The organism is Stenotrophomonas sp. Ste96 (assembly GCF_024519495.1).
In the GTDB taxonomy this organism is placed as follows: Bacteria; Pseudomonadota; Gammaproteobacteria; order Xanthomonadales; family Xanthomonadaceae; genus Stenotrophomonas; species Stenotrophomonas bentonitica_A.
Genome location: NZ_JALJRX010000001.1, coordinates 751360 through 768547 on the forward strand (window position 1 = coordinate 751360; position 17188 = coordinate 768547).

Below are 17188 nucleotides of genomic sequence, written 5' to 3' on the forward strand. Positions count from 1 at the left end.
AGGCCGGTCCTGTTTGCCGCTGGAACAGCGTGCCTTTGTGGGGCGGGAAACCGTTCAAAACAGCACCCCCGCAAAACGGGGCCGCCCATTATGCCCGTGTATACGGACAGTTGCAAACGCTTGATTGGGCGGGTGTTTACCGCGGCGCGGCCGAACCTGAACGGAACGGGCGCGAGCCCGGGCGTGACGCCAGCCCGGGCGTGACGCCAGGTCGCGCGCGGGAAACGACAGAAGGCGCCGATGGGCGCCCGCTGCGTGGTGCACGAAGAGGTGCGGCCGGAGCCGGGCAGCCGACCGACGGTCGGCTCTACCTCCCGCCGGTTCGGGCAAGGCCCGATGGCCGGTTACTTCTTCTTCGGCGCGATCATCATCACCATCTGCCGGCCTTCAAGGCGCGGACGGGACTCGATCACGATGTCTTCGCCCAGATCACCTTCGATCCGGCTGGCCATCTCGCGACCCAGTTCCTGATGGCTCATTTCACGGCCACGGAAGCGGATGTTGACCTTGATCTTGTCGCCCTCTTCCAGGAACCCGCGCATCTTGCGCAGCTTGATCTGGTAATCACCTTCATCGGTGACCGGGCGGAACTTCACTTCCTTGATCTCGACCTGCTTGGTCTTCTTCTTGGCCTCGTTGGCCTTCTTCTGCGCTTCGAACTTGAACTTGCCGAAGTCCATGATCTTGCACACCGGCGGATCAGCCTGCGGCTGAATCTCGACCAGGTCCAGACCTTCGTCTTCGGCCATCGACAGCGCTTCGTCACGCGTCAACACACCAATCATTTCTCCGTCGCTGCCGATCACGCGGACGCGCGGCACCCGGATTTCCTGATTCTTGCGGTTCTGTTTGTTGTCAGGGGTACTGATATTGCAATCTCCCAGAGGAATCAAACCGGCCCATCGCGGAGCATCCGCAGGGCCGGGACTTTCTTACACGGACTGTTCTGCCTGCAACCGCTCGATGAAGGCCTGGACGGACATGCTGCCCAGATCTTCGCCAGAGCGCGTACGCACGGCCACGGCGCCATTTTCCTTCTCACGGTCGCCAACCACCAGCAGGTACGGGACCCGCTGCAGCGTATGCTCGCGAATCTTATATCCGATCTTCTCGTTGCGCAAATCGGCGTTCACGCGGAACCCTTGATCTGCAAGGGTTTTCCTGACTTCACTGACGTATTCAGCCTGAGCGTCGGTGATATTGGCCACCACCACCTGGGTCGGGGCCAGCCAAGCCGGGAACTGGCCGGCATGGTGCTCGATCAGGATGCCCAGGAAACGCTCCATGGACCCGACGATCGCGCGGTGCAGCATGACCGGATGCTTCTTCTGACTGTTTTCGTCCACATACTCGGCGCCAAGGCGGCCGGGCATCATGAAATCGACCTGCATCGTGCCCAGCTGCCAGGTGCGGCCGATGGCATCCTTGAGGTGGTACTCGATCTTCGGGCCGTAGAAGGCGCCCTCGCCCGGCAGCTCCTGCCATTCCACCCCGCAGCTGGACAGGGCCGAGCGCAATGCGCCCTCCGCCTTGTCCCACGTGCTGTCATCGCCCAGGCGCGATTCGGGCCGCAGCGCGATCTTGACCTGGATCTCCTCGAAGCCGAAGTGCTGGTACACCGCCAGCGCCTGCTGGTGGAACGCGGTCACTTCCGCCTCGACCTGGTCTTCGGTGCAGAACACGTGGCCGTCGTCCTGGGTAAAGCCACGCACGCGCAGGATGCCGTGCAGCGCGCCGGAGGGCTCGTTGCGGTGGCAGGCACCAAACTCACCGTAGCGGATCGGCAGATCGCGGTAGCTGTGCAGCCCCTGGTTGAACACCTGCACGTGGCCCGGGCAGTTCATCGGCTTGAGCGCGTAGGTACGCTTCTCCGACTCGGTGAAGAACATCGCGTCCTGGTAGTTGTCCCAATGGCCGGACTTCTGCCACAGCGACACGTCCAGGATCTGCGGGCAGCGCACTTCGCCGTAGCCGGTATTGCGGTACACCTTGCGCATGTACTGCTCGACCACCTGCCACAGCGCCCAGCCCTTCGGGTGCCAGAACACAAGGCCCGGGGCCTCTTCCTGCAGGTGGAACAGGTCCTGCTGCTTGCCGATGCGACGGTGGTCGCGCATCTCCGCCTCTTCGATGCGCTTGATGTACGCATCGAGCTGCTTCTTGTCGGCCCAGGCGGTGCCGTAGACGCGCTGCAGCTGCTCGTTCTGCGCGTCGCCGCGCCAATAGGCGCCGGAAATGCGGGTCAGCTTGAACGCCTTCAGGAAGCGCGTGTTGGGCACGTGCGGGCCGCGGCACATGTCCACGTATTCCTGGTGGTAGTACATGCCCATCGCCTGGATGTCAGGCGACATGTCCTCGATCAGGCGCAGCTTGTAGTCCTCCCCACGGGCCTTGAAGATCTCGATGACCTCGGCACGCGGAGTGACCTTCTTGATCACGTCGTAGTCCTGCGCGATCAGCTCGCCCATGCGCTTTTCGATGGCGGCCATGTCCTCGGGCGTGAACGGACGCTCGGAGTAGATGTCGTAGTAGAAGCCTTCGGCGATGACCGGGCCGATCACCATCTTGACGTCCGGGTACAGCTGCTTGACCGCATGGCCGACCAGATGGGCGGCGGAGTGGCGGATGATCTCCACGCCCTCCTCGTCCTTGGCGGTGATGATGCGCAGGCTGGCATCGTGGTCGATGACGTCACTGGCATCGACCAGCACGCCATCCACCGAACCGGCGATGGTGGCCTTGGCCAGGCCGGCGCCGATCGACTGGGCGACGTCCATGACACTGACGGGATGTTCGAATTCACGGCGGCTGCCGTCGGGGAGCGTGATCGCGATCATGAGAGTGCTTTGGTCTGGTGGCCCGCAGGGGGCCTGGAGAATCCGGGGGCGAGGCAATAAAAAAGCGCCACGAAGGCGCCTGCGTCAGGGGCTGTCGGGGGCGTTCAGCGGTGGGCGGTGGTAGTGCTCATGTCACACGCTAGACCGGCGCAGGGCGCGGGCCACCTTGTTGCCTCGATAGAGATGCCCTGATCTTAAACCAATCTGCCGATGAATGCGCCGCCGCGCGCCGGCATGCCCCTGCCCAGGCGCCTGAATGTGTACGTGTGGCGCCCATAAACGGCAATGATTACCATGCGCGGGTTACTGTCCTGACCAGGACAGGGTTGCCGATTGGATTCCCCCATGCCCTGCCCCGCTTCCTTCCCGGCCTGCCGCGCCCTGCCGCGTGCGCTGGCGGCCACCCGATGATCACGGTCGCCCTGACCTCGCTTGGCTTCTGCAGCCTGGCGCTGGCCGGCTCGGCGTTCTCGGCGCTGGCGCTGTATGCCGCCTCGCCGCACTGCCGCTGGCCGCGCCTGCGCCGGGCCGGCCGCCTGGGTCGGCAGATCAGCCTGGTCGCCGCGGTGGCGGCGCTCTGGCTGTGGATCGCCAATCTGGGCATCGCCACCGGCGTGGTGGTGATGCTGTGCAGCTGGATGCTGGTGGCGATCGCGCTGCCCCTGCTCGCCGCCTGGCACCGCCCGGCGCAGGTGACACGCTGATGTGGGCACGGGCCGGCGCCGGCGTCCTGGCGGGGTTCTTCGTGGCCGCCGCGGCGACCGGGCTGATCGCTTGGCTGCCACCGGGACCGTGGCAGAACGCGCTGGTACCCAGCCTGATCGCGTTCATCCCGCTGTGGATGCTGGCCGCGATCTGGGCCTTCAGCTTCCGCACCGGGCTGCGGGCGTGGGCCGTGATGAGTGCCGCCGCCGTGGCCGGGTTCGGCCTGCTGTGGCTGCTGCGCCTGACCGGCGCGGTGCAATGAGAGCGATGCGATGAAGTTCAGTTCCCAGACCCTGCGTACCTTCACCACCGTGCACACGTGGGTCGGCCTGGTCGCCGGCTTCGCGCTGTTCGTCGCGTTCTACGCCGGCGCGCTGACCCTGTTCCACCACGACCTGCCGCTGTGGCAGACCCCGCATGCGGTGGACACGCCGGCCGCGAGCCTGGACGACGCGCAACGCCTGCTCGATGGCGTGCTCGAACGCCACCCGGCCGCGCGTGCCCACGTCGGCATGACCTTCCCCGGTGGCGATCACCCGCAGCCGATCGCGTATTGGCAGGATGCCAAGGGCACCTGGCTGTACGCGTGGCTGGACCATTACGACGGCAGTGTCACGCCGCCGCAGACCGGGCTGGCGGAGCTGGTCAACGAACTGCATTACAGCCTCGGCCTGCCGGTCGCGGGCACCTACCTGATGGGCATCGTCAGCCTGCTGTATGGCGTGGCCCTGCTCAGCGGGCTGGTCATCCACCTGCCCAGACTGCTGGGCGATCTGTTCGCGCTGCGCCCGGGCCGCAATCTCAAGCAGATGTGGCAGGACGCGCACAACGTGATCGGCGTACTCAGCCTGCCCTTCCACCTGATGTTCGCGGTGACCGGCGCACTGCTCTGCCTGGTCTTCCTGCAGATGGCGGCGCTCAATCCGCTGATCTTCGACGGCAAGCTGCTGCAGGCGGTGCCGGCAGCGATGGACACCGCGCCGATACGCGAGCCCAGCGGCCAGCCAGGCGATGACACCAACCTGCGCATGCTGCATGCCCGCGCCATCGAGGTGGCCCGGGCGCAGGGCGTGGCTGATTTCGAGCCGGCCTTCCTCAAGCTCGCCCATGCCGGCGATGCCAACGCCACGATCGAGATCACCGGCGAATCCGGCGGCACCCTGGGGCCGCTCGGCGCGGTCGGCCTGGATGCGGCCAGCGGCCGCCTGCTGAGCAGCCAGTTGCCTGGCCAGCGCGATGCCAACCACGCCACCCTGAGTGCCGCCTATGCGCTGCATTTCGGTGAATTCGGCAATGGCGTGGTGGTGTGGCTGTACTTCCTGCTCGGCCTGGGCGGCGCCTTCCTGTTCTACTCCGGCAACCTGCTGTGGATCGAATCGCGGCGCAAGCGACGCCAGGTCGAACAAGGCCGCGCGCAGATCAACATGGCCCGCGCGACCGTGGGGGTATGCATCGGGTTGTGCGTGGCGATCTCGGCCAGCTTCGTCGGCGCACAGATCCTGGAGCAGGTCGCGCCGCAGGCGGTGGACCACGGCATCCGCTGGATCTGTTTCGTCACCTGGGGCGTCTGCGCCCTGTGGGCGGCGCTGCGTCGCCCCGACCAGGCGGCCCGTGAGCTGCTGTGGGCGGCCGCGATCAGCACCGCGCTGGTAGCGGTCATGCATGGCGCCCTGACCGGCTTCTGGCCGTGGGCGAGCGCGGCACGGGGCTACTGGCCGCTGTTCTGGGTGGACGCGGTGGCGCTGGCACTGGCCTTTGGTTTTGCCACCCTGGCGCGTGCGAGCCTGCGCCGGGCACGGCATGGTGATCCGAACAGCGTCTGGAGTGCACCGCGCTGATCGCCTCGAAGGCTTGCGGCGGCGGGCCTTCAGAATTCTTCAGCCGGGTTTCCAGCACTTCAGACCGCCCGATGGCGTAGTCGGCCCTCATCTCGAGGAGCCTTGCCCATGCACCCCTGTCGCCCCCGTTTTTCCGCCGCGCTGATCTTCGCCCTGGCGGTGGCCCTGCCACCGACCGCACTGGCCGGGCCCACCAAGTTGGACGCAGCCCGGATCACCGCGCTGGAGTCGGCGATCGCCAGCCAGGACATCAAGCAGGTCACCAGCATCGTGCTGCTGGTGGACGGCCAGGTGGCGTACGAGGGCTACTTCAACGGCGGCACGGCCGACACCCTCAACGACGTGCGCTCGGCCAGCAAGAGTGTCACCGCGATGCTGGTCGGCGCGGCGATCGGCGACGGCTCCCTGCCCGGCGTGCAGGCCCGCGTGTACGACTACTTCCCGGCGTTCACGGCCCACCATCCGATCGACCCGCGACTGCGCGCCACCACCGTGGAAGACCTGCTCACCATGAGCACGCTGTGGGAATGTAATGACGAAAACGCGTTCTCGGCCGGCCACGAGGAACGCATGTACGTGACCGAGCACTGGCTGGATTTCGTGCTGTCGCTGCCGGTCAAGGGCTTCGCACCGTGGATGACGCGCCCGGAAGACAGCCCGCACGGTCGCGCGCATGCCTACTGCACGGCCAATTCCTTCGTGCTCGGCGCGGTACTGGAACAGGCCACCAAGCAGCCCTTGGCCGATTATGCCGCGCAGGCGCTGGAACGACCGCTGGGGATCACGACGAGCAGATGGAACCGCTCCCCGGAAGGCATCGGCATGGGCGGCGGCGGGACGCGCTACCGCAGCCGGGACCTCGCGCGGCTGGGCGAGCTGGTGCTCGCCGAGGGGCGCTGGCAGGGCAAGCAGCTGATCCCGGCCCGCTATGTCCGCGCGATGGTCAGCGCCCAGGCCACCACCGGTGATGGCAGCGACTACGGCTATCAGTGGTGGGGGCTGAAGCTTCCGGTCGATGGGCACCAGACCACGGTCTGGTCGATGTCCGGCAACGGCGGCAACTACGTGTTCGTGATGCCCGGCAAGAAGCTGGTCGCGGTGATCACCAGCCAGGCTTACAACCGCAGCTACGCCCACCCGCAGTCGCGCCGCATCCTTACCGAGTTCCTGCTGCCCGCGCTGCGCTGAGGCCATCGAGGTCTGTTGGCCGCCATGGGGCGGCCAACACCCGGGCGCGCTGGGCGGATATGTCTGTCTCGATCGTGTCGAGCAGTTCCTGCCAGCCGGCCGCACCGTGCAGCGGCGCAAACAAAGGGGTGGCGCGCAACCACGCCGCGTCGCGGAAGCCAGCGTTCACCGCGTGATGCAGGGCCACCAGCGCAGCGGCCTCATCGCCCTGGGCCTGCAGCAACATCGCACGCTCCAGTGCGGTGTCGGACCAGCCATCATCGCCTTGCCCTTCCAGCATCTGCAGGCGCTCGGCGATCCAGGTCGGGGCAGGCGCCGGATCGTCATAGAGGCCGGCCAGGGTCTGCCCCATCGACTGCTGCGGGCGCAATGCCCGGCTCTGCTCGAAGGCTTCGGCGGCGCCCTTCCGGTTCCCGCTCAACAGCAGCATCTCGCCCTGCAGGCGCAGCAACTGCGGATGTGGCGTCCCGCGAGCCAGTGCCTGATCCAGCGCCTGCTGTGCCTTGGCCGACTCCCCCATTGCCAACAGGCTGTGCGGCCAGGCGATGTTGGCGAAGACATTGTCCGGATAAAGCTGGAAGTTGTGCGCGTGCCGGCGAGCGGCCGCATCGGTGAACCCCAACAGCTCCAGCTCGCGTGCGACCTGCACATCGCGGAACCGAACCCGCTCGGGCGCGCGCAGCGCCAGGTTGTCCTGCAGGGCCTGCGCGAGGTCGCCTTTTTCCTGCTGCAGATAGGCCAGCGATGCGCGCGTGCGCTCGTCACCCGGGTCGCGCCGCAGTGCCTGCCGGTAGTCCGCCATGGCGCGCGACATCGCACCGAGGCAGTCGTGGGCATAGCCGCGTGCGGCCCAGCCGGCGGCATCTTCCGGCGCCTTGAGCACCAGCTGGCTGCTCAACACCAGCGCCTCCTGCGCACGCTCGCGCGCGCCGTTGAACAAGCAGGCATCGGCCGCCAGCGCCCGGGCGAGTCCACGCCGTGCGATAAGCGATTCAGGGTCGATCTGCAGCGCCTGGCGGTACAACGCGATCGCCCGTTCGTTGTTGCTGGTCTGGCCGATACCCGCGTAATAGGCGGCGCGCTGCAGCACCGCCTCCGCTGGCGACGCCGGTGCGCTGGCGGGACGTACGAAGGTAAACACGACGGCAGCAGCGGCGACCGTTACCCCAGCCAGCCAGACCCACCGTGCGGGTGCGCGCGCGCCGGGTGCGACGGGAGCGCCCTCCGTGCTGGCGCTGGCAACGGCATCACGCATCACCGGCTGCGGCGAGGCGCACAACTGGTAGCCACGGCCACGGACCGAGCGGATGTAGCGCGGCCGGCGACCGTCATCGCCCAGCGCCTGCCGGAGCAGCTTCACCCGCTGGCTGATCGCATCCTCGCCGACCACCGCCGGTGCCCAGACCTGATCGGCAAGCGTGTCGAAATCGACGACGGCGTTGCCGTGGGCCAGCAGGCAGTCCAGCAGCCGCCAACTCAACCCGGCGACCGGCAATACCTGATCCCCTCGCCGCACCTGCTGGGCAGGGCGGTCGATGTGCAGATCCAGCAGGCGGGCAGTCTCCATGGCGGCAAGCATAGGGCACGCCGCGTGCGTGGCGGCGGCGTTCGGCGCGCTTACTTCGCAGGTTCCCGGAACGGCGCCACCATGGCCTTGAGCAGGCTGCCCTGCGCGTCGTCACCGGTCAGCTCCCACATGAAGACGCCGCGCAGACCGCTGTCCTTGGCGAAGCTGGCGCGCAGACCGATCGAGGTGGGATCCTCATAGCTGACGAAGAGCTTCCCGGTGGCGTTGTACAACCACGGCGTCTGCGCGACCGGGTGCCAGTGCCGCTCCCAGCCGGGCTGGCCGAGCATGCTGGCCTGGATCTGCCGCCAGTCGCCGGCCGGATGCGGCGCGCTGTAGTGCTGGTAGAGGCCCTGGTTGGCATCGCTTTCCAGCTGGAAGCCACGGCCGTAGAACGGCACGCCGAGCACCAGCTTGTCTTTCGGCACACCGTGCTGCTCGTAGTAGGCCACCGCCCCGGCCACGCTGTTCCAGCGTTTCAATTCCGGCGCCAGCGGATCTTCCGGCACCGCGTGCAGCGGCGCGTTGAAGGTGGACACCGCCGAGAAGCCGGTGCCCATGTCGTAGCTCATCAGGTTGATGAAATCGAGCGTGCGGCCGAGCTCCTTGAGTTCATAGCTGCGGGCCGGATCATACGGGCCATCGGTCTGCACGCGCCCGGCGGGCAGCGCAGCGGTGACCAGCCGGTGCTGGCCGTCTTTCTTGTCCAGCGCATCGAGCTGGCGGCGGAACTCGCGCACCAGGAGGGTCATGTTGCGGCGATCTTCCGGGCGGTCGGTGATCTGGGTCGGGCCGCCATATACCGGGAACTCCCAATCGATGTCCACGCCATCGAAGCTGCCGCGATGGCGCTCGAAGAACATCGCCACGCAGGAGGCCACGAAGCGTTCGCGGCTTTCCGTGGTCAGCGCCGCATCGGAGAACCCGCCCGCGTTCCAGCCGCCGATCGAGATCAGGGTGTGCAGCGTGGGATGCGCACGCTTGAGCGCGGCCAGTGCCCTGAAATGCGCATCGGCCTGCGGCGCGACCACGCATTGACCTTGGTCGATGGTGGCGAACGCATAGAACAGATGGGTGAGCGTATCGGCCGGAATGGTCTCCACCGGGTAGCGGTCCGCCGAACCCCCCGGGTAGTACGCGCCGATCACCTTGGGCAACGACTCCGTGGCGGAGGCGGCCTGCGGCATCACGCTGGCGATCAGAACGGCCAGGACAGCGACGGTTTGACGGAACATGGGATCTCCCGGGGCGAAGGCGAAGCCACGTTAGCAGCGTGCTGTGGTGCGCGGGCGCTTTGCGCGGTGATGTCCTGCGAATCCGTCCAGCGGACACTGACGGCTGACCCACGCAGGTCTGGCGGCTGTCCACAGGCCGTGCGGCAACACCCGGTACGCGCCACGGACGCGTCACTCGAAGTCGCCGCCCGCAGCCGACGACCGCGCGGTCTGTCCCGCTCTGCCGCGCCGCCCGCCCGCGCCGCCCACATGTATGCCTGCATGCCTGACGGCGACAGGTGTTCACCCCCGCCTTGCGTCATCGGTTTTACAGTTCAGCGATAGTGACTGCCTGCTGCGTGACACCGATGACCGACCTGCATATCGACCGATTGGACCACCTGGTCCTGACCGTGGCGGATGTCGCCGCGACCTGTGAGTTCTACCACCGCGTGCTGGGCATGGAGGTGGATACCTTCGGCGAGGGGCGCAAGGCGCTGCGCTTCGGCCTGCAGAAGATCAACCTGCATGCGCACGGCAACGAATTCGACCCCAAGGCCGAACGGCCGACACCGGGCTCGGCGGACCTGTGCCTGATCACCTACGCGACCATGGACGAGATCCTGGCGCACCTGCAGGCGCAGGGCGTGACCGTCGAAGAAGGACCGGTCCAGCGGACGGGTGCGACCGGACCGATCCTCTCGGTGTATTTCCGCGATCCGGACCGGAATCTGATCGAGGTATCGCGCTATCTGGCGTAATGCGCCCCACCCAACGGCAGCCATGCATCGCATGGCACTCCACCGCGAACCGGCGCTGTTGGCTGGACATGCAGGCACAAAAAAAGCGGGCCGAAGCCCGCTTTTTTTGTCTGCGAAAGCGTGAGGACCAACGGTCCTCACCTACCCTCCGATCGGCGTGGGCCGATCACTCGGCGGCAGCGGCGCCTTCGCCTTCTTCGACGGCCTTCATCGACAGGCGGATACGGCCCTGCTTGTCGACTTCCAGCACCTTGACCTTGACCACATCGCCTTCCTTCAGCACGTCGCCGACCTTCTCGACGCGGTCGCTGGAGATCTGCGACACGTGGACCAGACCGTCCTTGCCCGGCAGGATCGTGACGAACGCACCGAAGTCCATGATCTTGGCGACCTTGCCTTCGTAGATGCGGCCCGGCTCGACGTCCGAGGTGATCTGCTCGATGCGGGCCTTGGCAGCCTGCGCAGCGATGGCGTTGACCGAGGCGATGACGATGGTGCCGTCATCCTGGATGTCGATCTGGGTGCCGGTTTCCTTGGTGATGGCCTGGATGGTGGAACCACCCTTGCCGATCACTTCGCGGATCTTGTCCGGGTGGATCTTGATGGTCAGCAGGCGCGGCGCGTAGTCCGACAGCTCTTCGCGCGGGGCGGTCAGGCCGTGGGCCATTTCACCCAGGATGTGCAGACGGCCAGCCTTGGCCTGCTGCAGTGCCTGCTTCATGATCTCTTCGGTGATGCCTTCGATCTTGATGTCCATCTGCAGGGCGGAGATGCCCTCAGCAGTACCGGCCACCTTGAAGTCCATGTCGCCCAGGTGATCTTCGTCACCCAGGATGTCGGACAGGACGACGAAGCGATCGCCTTCCTTGACCAGACCCATGGCGATACCGGCCACCGGCGACTTGACCGGCACGCCGGCGTCCATCAGGGCCAGCGAGGAACCGCAGACCGAGGCCATCGACGAGGAGCCGTTGGATTCGGTGATTTCCGACACCACGCGGATGGTGTACGGGAAGGCTTCCAGCGACGGCATCACTGCCAGCACGCCGCGCTTGGCGAGGCGGCCGTGGCCGATTTCGCGACGCTTCGGGCCCATCATGCGGCCGGTCTCACCCACCGAGTAGGGGGGGAAGTTGTAATGGAAGAGGAAGTTTTCCTTGTACTCACCGGCAACGGCATCGATGACCTGGCCATCACGGGCGGTGCCCAGGGTGATGGTCACGATGGCCTGCGTTTCACCGCGGGTGAACAGCGAGGAACCGTGGGTACGCGGCAGGATGCCGGTCTTCACCGAGATCGGGCGGACGGTGTCCAGCGCACGGCCGTCGATGCGGACCTTGGTGTCGAGCACCGAGTTGCGCATGGTGCTGTATTCCAGCTCGCCGAATTCCTTCGACAGCTCGGCCGGGTTCCAGCCATCAGCGGCCACACGGCCTGCCAGCGACTCGGTCACGTCCTTCTTGATCGCCGAGATGGCGTCACGGCGCTGCAGCTTGTCGCGCACCTGGAAGGCTTCGCCCAGGCGCGGGCCGATGGCTTCCTGCAGGGCGCTGATCAGCGCGGTGTTCTTGGCCGGGGCTTCCCAGGTCGACGGCTTGGTGCCGGCTTCCACGGTCAGCTCGTTGATCGCGTTGATGACCTTCTGCATTTCGCGATGACCGAAGGTCACGGCGCCCAGCATCACGTCTTCGGACAGCAGCGCGGCTTCGGATTCCACCATCAGCACGGCGTTGGCGGTACCGGCGACAACCAGTTCCAGCTCCGAATCCTTCAGTTCGGTCACGGTCGGGTTGAGGATGTACTCACCGTTCTTGTAACCCACCTTGGCGGCGGCGATCGGACCCTTGAACGGGGTGCCGGCCAGCGACAGCGCGGCCGAGGCGCCGATCAGGGCAGCGATGTCACCATCGATGTCCGGGTTCAGCGACATCACCGTGGCGATGATCTGAACTTCGTTCTTGTAGTCTTCCGGGAACAGCGGACGGATCGGGCGATCGATCAGGCGCGAAATCAGCGTCTCTTTTTCGGTCGCGCGGCCTTCGCGCTTGAAGAAACCGCCCGGGATACGGCCACCGGCGTAGAACTTCTCCTGATAGTCGCAGGTCAGGGGGAAGAAGTCCTGGCCCTCACGCGCGCTCTTGGCGGCAACGGCGGAGACCAGCAGCACGGTGTCGTCGAACTTGACGATGACGGCACCGCCGGCCTGACGGGCGATTTCGCCGGTTTCAAGCGTGACGGTGTGCTTGCCGTACTGGAAGGTTTTGGTGATTTTTGCCACGGGGGTTTCCTTGGATGATGCTTTCTTCAATGGACCGCGGGCGACCCTTGCCGCCGACGGGTGACCGGTTGTCCGGCCCAGGCGTTTATTGCGGTACTACCAAAACAAAACCGCGGCGCATTCCTGCGCCGCGGTGGGGGTTCGTGCTTAGCGACGCAGGCCGAGCTTTTCGATCAGGGCCTTGTAACGCGGAGCGTCTTTCTTCTTCAGGTAGTCGAGCAGGCTGCGGCGACGGTTGACCATCTGCAGCAGACCACGACGGCTGTGGTGATCCTTCTTGTGGGTCTTGAAGTGGCCGGTCAGCAGTTCGATGCGGGCGGTCAGCAGGGCGACCTGGACTTCCGGGGAGCCGGTGTCAGCCGCGCTGCGCTTGTTTTCTTCAATGACCTTCTGGGTGTCGATCGACATATCAGTTTTCTCTTGGATGCGTGGCCCGCAGAAACGTCCGGTTGACGTACCGCGCGACTCGCCGTTAACGAAAGGATGAACCCGCAGAACGCGGGAAGCCTGAAAAGGCCGCGAAATTGTAACGTCAGCGGCCGTCCGGGACAAGGACCGGGGTGGTGCCCGGCCGGGGCCGGTCAGAGGTTGAACAGGCGCTGCGGGGCCAGCAGACCGGTCTCGTCGACCTGCCCCAGGCCCTGGATCGCCTCGCCCGGCCCGAACACGACCACCCCACCCTGCGGCCAGCCGCCATCGCGGATGCGCTGGCCCACGCGGAAGCGAGGGGTCTGCTCCTCGTTCAGCGTGATCCGGGGGTAATGCGCCAGACCCGCGTCCAGCGGCAGCAGCAGGGCCTCCATGCCGGCCTCATCGCCCTGCTCGGCCAGGCCGCGCAGGGTCTCCAGGGTGACCATCGGCGCCTCACGGAAGGGATCCACCCACAGCCGGCGCAGGCCGGCGATATGGGCGCCGCAGCCCAGGGTCTCGCCCAGATCGCGGGCCAGGCTGCGGATGTAAGTGCCTGAACCGCAGGTCACCCGCAGCGACAGACGGGTCGGCTGCTGGTCCAGCACCTCCAGGGCGTGGACCTCCACGTCGCGTTCGGGGGCCTCGATGGCCTCACCGCGGCGCGCCTTCAGATACAGCGGCTCGCCGCCCTGCTTGAGCGCGGAGTAGATCGGCGCGCGCTGGCGGATGGGGCCGCGCAGCGGTGCCAGCGCCGCCTCCAGTTCGGCCGCGCTGATGGCCGGCACCGGCCGCTCGCGCAGTACCGCACCATCGGAATCATCGGTATCGGTGGTCTGGCCCAGCACCACCTCGGCGTCATAGGCCTTGGCCGAGCCCAGCAGCAGACCGGCGATCTTGGTGGCTTCACCAAAGCACAGTGGCAGCAGGCCGGTCGCCAGCGGATCCAGGCTGCCGGTGTGGCCGCCCTTCTCGGCGCGGTACAGACGGCGTGCCACCTGCAAGGCTGCGTTGGAGCTCATGCCGGTCGGCTTGTCGAGCAGCAGGATGCCATCCAGGCGACGGAACGAAATTCGGGGTGCCATGCATTCAATTCAAATCGGCGCCGTGTGGCGCTGCCGGTCAATCCGGCCTCCGGCGGAGCGGTCGCACTGCGACAGGCCCCGCCCCATAAGACAACAGCCCTTGCGGGCTGTTGGTCCATCAGGCGTTCTTTTCGCCTTCGTCGGCAGCATCGTCGCCACCGTCGTCATCGCCCTGCCGGCTCTTCTCTGCCGCCAGCGTATCGGGCAGATCGCGCAGGATGTTGTCGATGCGCTCGCCGCGATCCACCGAATCATCGTAGTGGAAGTGCAGTTCGGGCACATGGCGCAGCTTCATCGCACGCGCCAGCTCCATGCGCAGGCCCCAGGCCAGTTCCTTCAGGCCCTTCATCGCTTCCACCGAACGTTCGGGCATCAGCGCCGTGACGAAGATCTTGGCATGTGCCATGTCACGGGTGATTTCCACGTCGGAGACGCTCACCGAAGGCAGGCCGTGTTCACGCACTGCGTTGTGCACGAGTGTTCCCAGTTCACGGCGGATCTGGGCGGAAACACGGTCGGTTCGATGGAAGGTCTTTGGCACGGTAGGCGGACTCGTCTTGAAGGGTGATGCGAAAGCGAAAAAGCCGGACCGCGTGATGCGGTCCGGCCTGGAACATTACAGGGTGCGCGGCACTTCGATACGCTCGAAGCACTCGATCTGGTCACCCGGCTTGACGTCGTTGTAAGCCTTCACGCCGATACCGCATTCGGTACCGTTGCGGACTTCCTCGACGTTCTCCTTGAAGCGACGCAGCGATTCCAGCTCGCCTTCGAACACCACGACGCTGTCGCGCAGGACGCGGATCGGCTTGCTGCGCTTCACCGTACCTTCGATGATCATGCAGCCTGCGACGGCACCGAACTTCGAGCTGCGGAACACATCGCGGACCTGGGCGATACCGATGATCTCTTCGCGGATTTCCACGCCGAGCAGACCGGAGGCCACCTGCTTCACCTGATCGATCACGTCATAGATGATCGAGAAGTAACGCAGGTCCACACCGTTGGACTCGATGATGCGACGCGCGGAGGCGTCGGCACGCACGTTGAAGCCGATGACGGTGGCCTTGGAGGCAACCGCCGAGTTGGCGTCCGATTCGGTGATGCCGCCCACGCCGGAGTGGATCACGTTGATGCGGATGTCGTCGTTGGACAGCGCGACCAGTGCCTGGCTCAGCGCCTGCACCGAACCCTGCACGTCGGCCTTGATCACCAGGTTCAGCACCTGCTGGCCATCGCCCTTGCCCAGGGTCGCCATGATGTCTTCCATGCGGCTGCCAGCGGACTGCACCAGGCGCGATTCACGGCGCTTGGTTTCGCGCTGCTGCGCGACGTCCTTGGCCAGACGCTCGTCTTCGACCACGACGAAGTCATCGCCGGCATCCGGCACGCCGGACAGACCCAGCACCTGCACCGGAATCGACGGGCCAGCCTGGTCGGGCTGTGCGCCGGTTTCGTCGAACAGGGCGCGCACGCGGCCGTACTGGATACCGCAGACCAGGTAATCGCCCTTCTTCAGCGAACCCTGCTGCACCAGCACGGTGGCGATCGGGCCGCGGCCCTTATCCAGCGAGGACTCGATGACCACGCCGCTGGCGCGGCCGTCGGCCACGGCCTTCAGCTCCAGCAGTTCGGCCTGGATCGAGATCGCGTCCAGCAGGTCGTCGATGCCCAGGCCAGCCTTGGCCGAGATCTCGACCATCTGGGTATCGCCACCGAAGTCTTCGGACACGACCTGCTCGGTGAGCAGCTCGTTCTTGACGCGCATCGGATCGGCGCCGGACTTGTCGATCTTGTTGATCGCCACGATCAGCGGCACACCCGCCGAACGGGCGTGCTGGATGGCTTCCTTGGTCTGCGGCATGACGCCGTCATCGGCCGCCACCACCAGCACCACGATGTCGGTCAGCTTGGCACCGCGGGCACGCATGGACGTAAACGCCGCGTGGCCCGGGGTATCCAGGAAGCTGATCACGCCCTTCGGCGTTTCAACGTGGTACGCACCGATGTGCTGGGTGATGCCACCGGCTTCGCCCGTGGCGACCTTGGTGCGGCGGATGTAATCCAGCAGCGAGGTCTTGCCGTGATCGACGTGGCCCATGATGGTGACCACCGGCGGACGTGCCACCGGCTCGCCCTGGTTGCCACCGGCCAGCGCCAGCAGCGCGTCTTCGGCGTCGTTGGTGTTGGCACGGATCACGTTGTGGCCGAGTTCTTCGGTCACCAGCGCGGCGGTGTCGTGGTCGATGGTCTGGGTGATGGTCGCCATGACGCCCATCTTGAACAGCGCCTTGACCACATCGCCGCCCTTGACGGCCAGCTTCTGGGCCAGATCGGCGACGGTGATGGTGTCGCCGATGGTGACGTCACGCACGATCGGAGCGACCGGACGTTCGAAGCCATGGGCACCACCGCCACTGCGCGACTGGTTGCTGTCACGGCGGCTGCCGTGCTGCACGCGCCCGGTCGGACGACCGCGCGAGTTGCTGTTGTTGCCGCGGCGGGCACGATCGGCAGCCGACAGATGCAGCTGACCGGCAAAGCGGTTGCCACCATCGTCGTCGCGCTTGGCGCCCGGACGGTTGTTGTTGTTCGAGTTGCGATCGTCCGAACGCGGCGCCGGACGGGCAGCCGACGGTGCCGCCGGGCGCGCATTGCGCGCCGGTGCATCGGCAGCAGCCGGCTTGGCGGCAACCGGGGCCGGGGCCGGCGGTGCGTTCTTGGCCGCTTCGGCAGCGGCTTCAGCCGCCTTGCGCTCGGCTTCGGCACGTTCCTTGGCGTCGATTTCTTCCTGACGCTTGCGGGCGATCTCTTCATCGCGCGCACGGTCCTTCTCGGCCAGTGCGCGCTGCTCGTCCAGATTGCGCTGGCGGGATTCCTCCAGCTTGCGCAGGATGTCGGCGCGCTCCTCATCCGCGGTCATCGGCTTGCCGCTGGCGTCCTTCATGTAGGTACGCTTCTGACGCACTTCCACGTTGACGGTGGTCTTGCTGCGGCCGGCACTGACGGTCACTTCCTGCAACTTGCGACGGTTCAGGGTGATCTTCTTGGCGGCTTCGTCGGTGCTCTCGACGGGCTGCTCGGTCTTGCCGTGCGAGCGACGAAGGAAGCCCAGGAGCTTCACCTTCTCGGTACTGGTCACGACCTGGTCGGGACCGCTGAACTTCATGCCGGCTTCGGCAAGTTGTACGAGCAGTTTATCGACCGGGGTATTGACCAGTTCGGCAAGCTTGCGGATGGTGGTTTGCTGCGACATTCGGATCCTATGATCTGGTTGGCGCTCCCTCGAAACGTGCGAAGGCAGCGC

14 protein-coding genes are annotated in these 17188 nt (G+C 66.2%); 5 read left to right on the forward strand and 9 right to left on the reverse strand.

What is annotated here, in order from left to right:
* Window positions 1-344: 344 nt before the first annotated feature.
* A complete protein-coding gene (infC, locus tag OC373_RS03565; RefSeq protein ID WP_172838068.1) occupies window positions 345-884 on the reverse strand; it encodes a translation initiation factor IF-3 in 540 nt (179 codons plus the stop codon).
* A gap of 48 nt (window positions 885-932) precedes the next feature.
* The gene (gene thrS / locus OC373_RS03570; RefSeq protein ID WP_070425580.1) at window positions 933-2837 is read right to left on the reverse strand and encodes a threonine--tRNA ligase; all 1905 of its coding nucleotides are present in this window, start codon (window positions 2835-2837) and stop codon (window positions 933-935) included.
* 407 nt (window positions 2838-3244) lie between these two features.
* On the opposite strand from thrS, the gene OC373_RS03575 reads away from it, so the two are divergent.
* From OC373_RS03575 to OC373_RS03590, 4 genes are all read left to right on the forward strand, one after another.
* Window positions 3245-3541 carry a hypothetical protein gene (locus OC373_RS03575; RefSeq protein ID WP_019182702.1) on the forward strand — a complete coding sequence of 99 codons (297 nt, stop codon included), beginning with the start codon at window positions 3245-3247 and terminating at the stop codon, window positions 3539-3541.
* Window positions 3541-3804 carry a hypothetical protein gene (locus tag OC373_RS03580; protein WP_261997096.1) on the forward strand — a complete coding sequence of 88 codons (264 nt, stop codon included), beginning with the start codon at window positions 3541-3543 and terminating at the stop codon, window positions 3802-3804. Before OC373_RS03575 ends, OC373_RS03580 begins: the two co-directional genes overlap by 1 nt.
* Before the next feature lie 10 nt (window positions 3805-3814).
* Window positions 3815-5380: a PepSY-associated TM helix domain-containing protein gene (locus OC373_RS03585; RefSeq protein WP_070425581.1), complete on the forward strand. Its 1566-nt coding sequence runs from the start codon at window positions 3815-3817 to the stop codon at window positions 5378-5380.
* A gap of 108 nt (window positions 5381-5488) precedes the next feature.
* On the forward strand, window positions 5489-6568 hold the full coding sequence (locus tag OC373_RS03590; RefSeq protein ID WP_261997097.1) for a serine hydrolase: 1080 nt from the start codon (window positions 5489-5491) through the stop codon (window positions 6566-6568).
* On the opposite strand, the gene OC373_RS03595 is transcribed toward OC373_RS03590, so the two are convergent.
* Window positions 6537-8135: a winged helix-turn-helix transcriptional regulator gene (locus tag OC373_RS03595; RefSeq protein ID WP_261997098.1), complete on the reverse strand. Its 1599-nt coding sequence runs from the start codon at window positions 8133-8135 to the stop codon at window positions 6537-6539. The genes OC373_RS03590 and OC373_RS03595 overlap by 32 nt on opposite strands.
* A 50-nt stretch (window positions 8136-8185) precedes the next feature.
* Complete coding sequence (locus tag OC373_RS03600; protein WP_261997099.1) at window positions 8186-9370, reverse strand: glycoside hydrolase family 18 protein; 1185 nt, start codon at window positions 9368-9370, stop codon at window positions 8186-8188.
* Window positions 9371-9726: 356 nt separating this feature from the next.
* Between OC373_RS03600 and OC373_RS03605 the strand changes: the two genes are divergently transcribed.
* Window positions 9727-10110 (forward strand): VOC family protein, encoded by a 384-nt coding sequence (locus OC373_RS03605; RefSeq protein WP_216636719.1) that lies wholly within the window; start codon window positions 9727-9729, stop codon window positions 10108-10110.
* A 166-nt stretch (window positions 10111-10276) separates the two neighbouring features.
* Here the strand turns inward: OC373_RS03605 and pnp are convergent, their stop codons facing one another.
* From pnp to infB, 5 genes are all read right to left on the reverse strand, one after another.
* Complete coding sequence (gene pnp / locus OC373_RS03610; RefSeq protein ID WP_019182695.1) at window positions 10277-12388, reverse strand: polyribonucleotide nucleotidyltransferase; 2112 nt, start codon at window positions 12386-12388, stop codon at window positions 10277-10279.
* A 147-nt stretch (window positions 12389-12535) separates the two neighbouring features.
* Window positions 12536-12796 (reverse strand): 30S ribosomal protein S15, encoded by a 261-nt coding sequence (rpsO, locus tag OC373_RS03615; RefSeq protein ID WP_019182694.1) that lies wholly within the window; start codon window positions 12794-12796, stop codon window positions 12536-12538.
* Window positions 12797-12969: 173 nt separating this feature from the next.
* Entirely contained in the window at window positions 12970-13881 is a 912-nt protein-coding gene (gene truB / locus OC373_RS03620) for a tRNA pseudouridine(55) synthase TruB (protein ID WP_070425585.1), read from the reverse strand.
* Between the two features lie 118 nt (window positions 13882-13999).
* The gene (gene rbfA / locus OC373_RS03625; protein ID WP_019182692.1) at window positions 14000-14422 is read right to left on the reverse strand and encodes a 30S ribosome-binding factor RbfA; all 423 of its coding nucleotides are present in this window, start codon (window positions 14420-14422) and stop codon (window positions 14000-14002) included.
* A gap of 75 nt (window positions 14423-14497) precedes the next feature.
* A complete protein-coding gene (infB, locus tag OC373_RS03630) occupies window positions 14498-17137 on the reverse strand; it encodes a translation initiation factor IF-2 (RefSeq protein WP_070425586.1) in 2640 nt (879 codons plus the stop codon).
* Between the last annotated feature and the right edge of the window lie 51 nt (window positions 17138-17188).

What these genes read in the sequence shown, in the direction of transcription:
- thrS (WP_070425580.1), bottom strand. Translation starts at nt 2,837, where the DNA reads ATGATCGCGATCACGCTCCCCGACGGCAGCCGCCGTGAATTCGAACAT.
- OC373_RS03575 (WP_019182702.1), top strand. Translation starts at nt 3,245, where the DNA reads ATGATCACGGTCGCCCTGACCTCGCTTGGCTTCTGCAGCCTGGCGCTG.
- OC373_RS03580 (WP_261997096.1), top strand. Translation starts at nt 3,541, where the DNA reads ATGTGGGCACGGGCCGGCGCCGGCGTCCTGGCGGGGTTCTTCGTGGCC.
- OC373_RS03585 (WP_070425581.1), top strand. Translation starts at nt 3,815, where the DNA reads ATGAAGTTCAGTTCCCAGACCCTGCGTACCTTCACCACCGTGCACACG.
- OC373_RS03590 (WP_261997097.1), top strand. Translation starts at nt 5,489, where the DNA reads ATGCACCCCTGTCGCCCCCGTTTTTCCGCCGCGCTGATCTTCGCCCTG.
- OC373_RS03595 (WP_261997098.1), bottom strand. Translation starts at nt 8,135, where the DNA reads ATGGAGACTGCCCGCCTGCTGGATCTGCACATCGACCGCCCTGCCCAG.
- OC373_RS03600 (WP_261997099.1), bottom strand. Translation starts at nt 9,370, where the DNA reads ATGTTCCGTCAAACCGTCGCTGTCCTGGCCGTTCTGATCGCCAGCGTG.
- rpsO (WP_019182694.1), bottom strand. Translation starts at nt 12,796, where the DNA reads ATGTCGATCGACACCCAGAAGGTCATTGAAGAAAACAAGCGCAGCGCG.
- truB (WP_070425585.1), bottom strand. Translation starts at nt 13,881, where the DNA reads ATGGCACCCCGAATTTCGTTCCGTCGCCTGGATGGCATCCTGCTGCTC.
- infB (WP_070425586.1), bottom strand. Translation starts at nt 17,137, where the DNA reads ATGTCGCAGCAAACCACCATCCGCAAGCTTGCCGAACTGGTCAATACC.